General features: G+C 62.0%; 1 protein-coding gene. It reads right to left on the reverse strand.

Translation table 11 applies throughout. From position 1 onward, the window contains the following. Positions 1 to 295, reverse strand: a 295-nt coding sequence (locus AB4Y34_RS42255) for an IS66 family transposase zinc-finger binding domain-containing protein (protein ID WP_368719356.1), incomplete at both ends; no start/stop codon positions are given.

Here is a 295-nt window from a genome sequence, read left to right on the forward strand (position 1 = left end):
GACGTAGCAGTCCGGCCTGACGGTACAGTGGCATCCCGAACTGATACTTGCCGGTGGCGATCCACGCAAGCGCTGATTCACTCAGCAGCCCACGCGGGATGATACGCGGCGGCGCTGGCGTGACCTTGATGCCGAGATCGCAGCATGGACACGCATATTTGACGCGCTGGTGCTGGAGCACGCGAAGCTGCTCCGGAATTACATCGAGCTGCTCGCTGATCTCAACGCCGATCTCGACGAGCGCGTGGCCGTCGTTCGTACAGAAGCGTTCGGCTTCAGGCAGTTCGTGGCGCAC

It is taken from the genome of Paraburkholderia sp. BR10954 (genome assembly GCF_040965775.1).
In the GTDB taxonomy this organism is placed as follows: Bacteria; Pseudomonadota; Gammaproteobacteria; order Burkholderiales; family Burkholderiaceae; genus Paraburkholderia; species Paraburkholderia youngii.